The organism is Spirillospora sp. NPDC049652 (genome assembly GCF_040675125.1).
GTDB lineage: Bacteria > Actinomycetota > Actinomycetes > Streptosporangiales > Streptosporangiaceae > Spirillospora.
Genome location: NZ_JBFAOF010000427.1, coordinates 1 through 5,760, shown reverse-complemented (window position 1 = coordinate 5,760; position 5,760 = coordinate 1). Strand labels below are relative to the sequence as shown.

The 5,760-nt window shown below is 73.9% G+C and carries 5 protein-coding genes; 1 reads left to right on the top strand and 4 read right to left on the bottom strand.

The window, feature by feature from the left end; translation table 11 throughout:
* The 4 genes from AB0J52_RS24170 to AB0J52_RS24155 form a co-directional block, all read right to left on the bottom strand.
* Positions 1 to 543: phosphatase PAP2 family protein (locus AB0J52_RS24170; RefSeq protein WP_500184361.1), on the bottom strand; the 543-nt coding region annotated here is incomplete at its 3' end.
* A 174-nt stretch (positions 544 to 717) separates the two neighbouring features.
* A complete protein-coding gene (locus AB0J52_RS24165; protein ID WP_500184359.1) occupies positions 718 to 2,697 on the bottom strand; it encodes a glycoside hydrolase family 3 protein in 1,980 nt (659 codons plus the stop codon).
* A 103-nt stretch (positions 2,698 to 2,800) separates the two neighbouring features.
* Positions 2,801 to 4,177, bottom strand: coding sequence for an AI-2E family transporter (locus AB0J52_RS24160; protein ID WP_500184358.1), 1,377 nt, complete (start codon positions 4,175 to 4,177; stop codon positions 2,801 to 2,803).
* Positions 4,178 to 4,518: 341 nt separating this feature from the next.
* Positions 4,519 to 5,340 (bottom strand): TetR/AcrR family transcriptional regulator, encoded by an 822-nt coding sequence (locus AB0J52_RS24155; protein ID WP_500184357.1) that lies wholly within the window; start codon positions 5,338 to 5,340, stop codon positions 4,519 to 4,521.
* Between the two features lie 120 nt (positions 5,341 to 5,460).
* On the opposite strand from AB0J52_RS24155, the gene AB0J52_RS24150 reads away from it, so the two are divergent.
* Positions 5,461 to 5,760 (top strand): ATP-binding cassette domain-containing protein (locus AB0J52_RS24150; protein WP_500184356.1); only part of this gene is annotated, 300 nt, incomplete at its 3' end.

Below are 5,760 nucleotides of genomic sequence, written 5' to 3'. Positions count from 1 at the left end.
GGCGACGACGGCGACGGCCACGCCCGCGACCACGGTGTGGACGGCGATCCACCAGCGGCGGGTGGCCCGCAGCAGCGCGGCGGCCACGGTGAGGCAGGCGGCGGCGTTGGCGGCGTGCCCGGACGGGAAGGACAGGTAGCCGTCGGCGAAGAGCAGGTCGGCTCCGGTGCGGGGCGGCGTGCGGGCGAAGCCGAGCTGGGCGGCGCGGATGACGGCCTCGGCGGCGACCAGCCAGATCCCGGCGCGGACGGCCGTCCAGGGGCTGCGGCGGCGCCAGGCGGTGAGCAGCGCGACGAGGGCGACCAGTGTCCCGACGAGCCAGTACTGGCCGCCGTTGACGATCGTGCGCCAGGTCCAGTGCCAGGCTCCGGAGCGGGCCGGCAGGCCCTCGTCGAAGATCCAGGTGTCGGCACGGCGGAGCAGGCCGCCGGCCAGCACGTCGAGCGTGGTGGCGACGGCGACCAATGTCGCCAGGAGCGGCAGCGCCCGGTTCCGCGTGCGGCGGACGGGCAGGCGCCCACCCCCCGGTCGGAGCCCCTGCATGCTCCGATCCTGCCTCATCCGCCGAGGTGAGAGCGCCCGGCGAGCCCCATCGCCACATTTTCGGCACCCACTGCGCACATGATTCTCATCACCGGGCTTCCCCCGCCGTGGGGGGATGGGCCAGGGGCGGAGGTCCGCCCCTGGCCCACCCTCATCGGCCGGTCTCGGCGGGGGTTACTTGCGCGGGTAGTGCAGGCCGTAGCCGAAGGGGTAGAGGGTCTGGCCGGAGCCGCCAGCCGCCGGGATGGTGACGGGCAGGCGTCCCTGCGGGCGGTTCGCGCCGAACAGGGTCGCGGCAGCCGAGCGCAGCGCGTCGGCGGTGTAGGAGTAGGTGGCCAGGTAGGCGGGCGCGGCGGGGAACGCGTTGATGTCGTAGGCGTCGCGGACGGCCAGGACCACCACCGGCTTACCGGTCGCGATCAGCGCCTTGACGAGGTCGGCCTGCCCGGGACCGTTGTGGCCGGTTTCAGGGGAGGTGTCCCAGGCGCGGTTGGTGACCACGACGGTGAGGTCGTGGCTGTTCGCCGCCGCGGCGGCCGAGGCGATGGCCGCGGGAGTGGGGCTGAGGCCGGTGTCGTGGGCGTCGGCGGTCGCGCCGTACTTGCCGATCTCGGCGGCCAGGGTCGCGGTGGTGCTCGTCCCCCAGCCGGTCACGTAGACGCTGCGCGGCCCCGGCGCCAGCGGGAGGGTGAGGCCCCCGGGCTGCGGGTCGTTCTTGACCAGGGTGGTGGTGCGGTCGGTGGCGCGGCGCGCGGTCGCCAGGTGGGCGGGCGTCCCGACGACCCGGCCGACGCGGGACTCGTCCACGTACGGGTCGCGGAACAGGCCGCGGCGCTGCTTGAGGTCCAGGACCCGGTAGACCGACCGGTTGACGGCGTCCTCGCTGAGCTCGCCGCCGCGCACCGCCGCCACCACGGCGTCCAGCTGGGTGGCGAACTTCCCGGCGGGCGGCTTGAGCAGGGTGTCCACCCCGGCCTTGAGGGCGAGGACGGGCACCCGGTCGTCGCCGTACTTGTCGCGGACGCCCTGCATGTCCAGCGCGTCGGTGATCACCAGGCCCTGGTAGTGGAGCTGGTCGCGCAGGATGCCGGTGACGATCGGCCGGGACAGGGTCGCGGGGTCGCCGGAGGGGTCCAGGGCGGGCACGACCAGGTGCCCGGTCATGATCGAGTCGGCTCCGGCGGCGATCGCGGCGCGGAACGGCGGCAGGTCGATGCTCTCCCACTGCGCGCGGGTGTGCCGGATGATCGGGACGCCGGTGTGGCTGTCGGTGTCGGCGTCGCCGTGGCCGGGGAAGTGCTTGGGTGTCGCGGTGACGCCGGCCGAGCGGTAGCCGCCGAGCTGCGCGGTGACCATCCGGGACACCAGGCCCGGGTCGGAGCCGAACGACCGGACGCCGATCACCGGGTTGGCGGGGTTGACGTTGACGTCGGAGTCGGGCGCGTAGTCCTGGTTGACGCCGATGGCGCGCAGTTCGGCGCCGGTGATCCGGGCGAGCGCGCGGGCGTCCTGGGGGCGCCGTCCGGCGGCCAGGGCCATCGCGCCGGGCTGCTGGGTGGCGGGCGCCCCGACGCGGGCGACGATGCCGCCCTCCTGGTCGATCGCGACGGTCGCGGGGATCGCGTGCCCGGCGGCGAGCGCGGCGCGCTGGATGCCGTTGGAGAACGCGGCGAGCTGCTGGGGGCCGCTGACGTTGTTGCCGTAGTAGATGATGCCGCCGGGCTGGTCGCGGGCGATGAGCTGGGCGGCGTTGTCCACCCCGTACAGGGCGCGGTTGGCGGCGACGTCGGCGGGCGCGGTGGTGTCGGCGGACAGGCCGTAGATCTGCACGACGAACAGCTGCGCGACCTTCTGCCGGAGCGTCATCGAGCCGATGAGCTTCATCAGGCGCGGGTCGCGTCCGAAGGCGGAGCCGGTGCGCGCGGGGGCGTCGGCGCGGGCGGCGGTGGGTGCGGTGAGCGGTGACGCGGCGAGCAGGGCGGCGGTCAGCGCCGCCGTGACGGGGACGGCGCGCCGCGTCCTCGGCCTGGGCGTTCCCGAGGAGGGCGCCGCGGGAGTCCCTCCGGGTGCGTCCCTCGGCATGTCCCGGGGCGCGTGCGGGGACGTGCGGTCGGAGGTGTGCGAGGACGCTGGACGCATGGACGTTCTGCGCATGGACGTTCCCTTCCGCCCCCGAGAACGATCTTGCGTGTCGTCCGCACGCTAGCCGGGCGGAGGCGGCGCGTCCATGGCAGAACTCGACGAGCCGCGCCGACCGCTAGTCGCCGCCCTGGTCAGGGCCCCGGCCGTGGGTCTGGTCGGGTTCCGCGCCTTGGTACCGGCCGTCGTGGTGGTCATCCTCGTGGTGGTCATCATCGTGGTGGGCGTGGCCCTTGGGCGGGCGGGCGGTGAGGGGGTGCTCCTCGACGTGGTAGCGGCGGACGTAGGCGTCCAGGAACGCCTGGAGGCTGGCGACCAGGGGCAGGCTGAGGACGGCGCCGATGGGGCCGATGACCGCCGCGCCGCCGATGACGACGCCGAACGCGACGGCGGGATGCATGTCCAGGGTGCGGGCGGTGATGCGCGGCTGCAGGACGTAGTTCTCGAACTGCTGGTAGGCGATGACGAACAGCAGCGTCCACAGCGCGGTCGAGGGGGCCTTGGTGAGTGCGATCAGGACGGGGGCGGCTCCGGCGAGGTAGGTCCCGACGGTGGGGATGAACTGGGACACCACGCCGACCCAGAGCGCCAGCGTCACCGCGTACGGGACGTCCAGCAGGGTGAGGGCGGCGTAGTGGAACACGGCGGAGATCGCGGCGAGCAGGGCGCGGGAGTAGATGTAGCCGCCGGTCTTGTCGACGGCGATCGTCCAGGCGCGCAGCACCTGCCGCTGGCGCTGCGGGGGGAGCAGGGAGCAGACCGTCCGGCGGAACTGGGGGCCCTGCGCGGACAGGTAGAAGGTGAACAGCAGGACGCCGAGGCCCCGGAACACCACGCCGAGGGCGGTCACGCCGATCCCCCACACGTTGCCGGCCAGGTCCGACAGGTGCTTGGAGAGCTCGCCGCCGACGGCGGGGATCTTGCTGACCAGGGTGTGCTTGGAGAGTTTGGCGCCGAACGACCGGTTGGCCCAGTCGATGATCTGGTCGGCGTACCGGGGGGCGCTGTTGACCAGGGTGGTGGTCTGCTTGATCAGGACCGAGCCGAGGGCGACGGAGAACCCGGCGACCAGGACGGTGAGGATCACGAACATCAGGCCGGTGGCCCAGCCGCGCCGCCAGCCGCGGGCGGCGAGCCAGTTCACGCCCGGTTCGATGGCGAACGCCAGGAACAGCGAGATCACCAGGAGCAGGAGCAGGCCGCGCAGCCGGTCCAGCACCCACAGGCCGGCCCCGAACGCGACGACGGTCGCGGCGGCGAGGACGAAGGCGCGGGGCAGCCAGGGCGGCATCCGCGCCGGGTCGGGGCCGGTGTGGGCGGTGTGCGCGCTGCGGCCGGCCGCGGCTTGCCCGCTGTCGGCCGCCTGGGCGGAAGCGGCTTCGTCCGGGTTGGTCCCGGGGCGGTTCCGGTCGGGGGTTCCGTCGGCATCGTGGCCTGGTGCGGCGCTGTCGGCGAGGCCGTCGTCGTCCGCGCCGCCGGCGGGGGTGTGCGCCATGGCAGGACGCTAACGGCGGGGTTCGGGGCGTCCGCGGGGACGGCGCGCGGGCGGGCGGAGCCTTTGCCGTCGTTTCGCGCATGCCTTGCGTAGCGGGCCAGGGACAGGCGAGGTAGAGCAAGCGCGGCGAGCGAGAACGGACGGGGCGGGCGCTGCCCGGGGGTGCTGCCCGGGGGTGCTGCCCGGGGGTGCTGCCCGGGGAGCGCTGCACGACCGCGGTGCGGGTCGGGCTGCAGCGCCGGGAGCTGCGGCGCGGGCGCGGGTGAAGATGGCGCGGAGAGGGTCGCGGAGAGGGTCGCGGCCGCGTGCGGGTGGCGGGGTGGGCGTGGTGCGGTCGGGGGTCAGGTCGCGGGCGGCCTGGTGGGAGGGGTCGCGGCGGCCCGGCTGACGCGTTCGCCGAAGGTCCGGCGGTCTTCGCCCTCGTCGTCGCCTGCCGTGCCGGGCCCGTCGCCGGTGGGCAGTTCGGGCGTCGCGCCGGGGGCGGCCGGTTTGAGGCCGTAGTCGCCGATGCCGTGTTCGAGCAGGTCGAAGGCGCGGTCGGCGGCGGCCTCGACGCTGTCGCGCATCTCCTCAAGGGTCTCGCCGGCGAGCTTGCGCTCGGTGATCTCGTTCACCAGCGTCCACTGCGCGGACATGATCATCGCGGCGACGATGCGGGGCGTGACGTCGTCGGGGTCCGCACCGACCTCGTCGGCGAGGACGCGGGCGAGGACGTCCTGAGCGGCCTGGCCGATCTCGCGCTGGCGCGCCGTCAGGGCGGGGCTGTCGCGGACGGTGCGGACCCACACCTCGGCGCCCTCGTGGAAGCCGGTCTGGTACGAGCCCTGCTCGAGGCCCTCGAAGAACGAGCGGCGGTAGAACCCGACGACGGACTCGCCGGGACGGCGGTCGCGGAACGCCTCGCTGACCCGCGTGATGATCTCTTCCTGCCGGTCGAAGAACAGGTCTTCCTTGGTGTGGAAGTAGTTGAAGACCGTGTTGACCGACACGTCCGCGTTGCGGGCGACGTCGGCGATGGTGACGTTGTCGAAGCCCCGCATCATGAACAGCCCGGTGGCGATGTCGGAGATCCGCCGCCGCGTCTCGCGCTTCTTGCGTTCCCGCAGTCCGAGCTGGGGTTCTGCCGTGCGCTGCGGGTCGTCCGGCGCGGTCTGCTTGCCCATGCCGACGATTCTAGGCGATCTGGTGTCACTGAAAATTTGGAGTGACTGCAAATTTGGGGTTACTCTATCGGCGTCGCGGTGACCGCCGCGGCACCGGCTCGGCTTCCGTCGGAGGTTTTCGTGATCGAGGCACGCGGGCTGGCCCGCACCTTCACCGGCAAACGCGGCACCGTGGAGGCGGTGCGCGGGGTCGACCTGTCGGTCGCGTCCGGGGAGATCGTGGGGTTCCTCGGCCCGAACGGCGCGGGCAAGACCACGACGCTGCGGATGCTGACCACGCTGCTGGCGCCGACCGCCGGGTCGGCGACGGTCGCGGGCCGCGACCTGCGGTCCGACCCGGCGGGCGTGCGGCGGCGCATCGGGTACGTGGCGCAGGGCGGCGGCACCGATCCGTCCGTCCCCGCGGCCGAGGAGCTGGAG

Coding starts and splice junctions, on each gene's coding strand:
- AB0J52_RS24160 (WP_500184358.1), bottom strand. CDS start 4,177: ATGGCGCACACCCCCGCCGGCGGCGCGGACGACGACGGCCTCGCCGAC.
- AB0J52_RS24165 (WP_500184359.1), bottom strand. CDS start 2,697: ATGCGCAGAACGTCCATGCGTCCAGCGTCCTCGCACACCTCCGACCGC.
- AB0J52_RS24155 (WP_500184357.1), bottom strand. CDS start 5,340: ATGGGCAAGCAGACCGCGCCGGACGACCCGCAGCGCACGGCAGAACCC.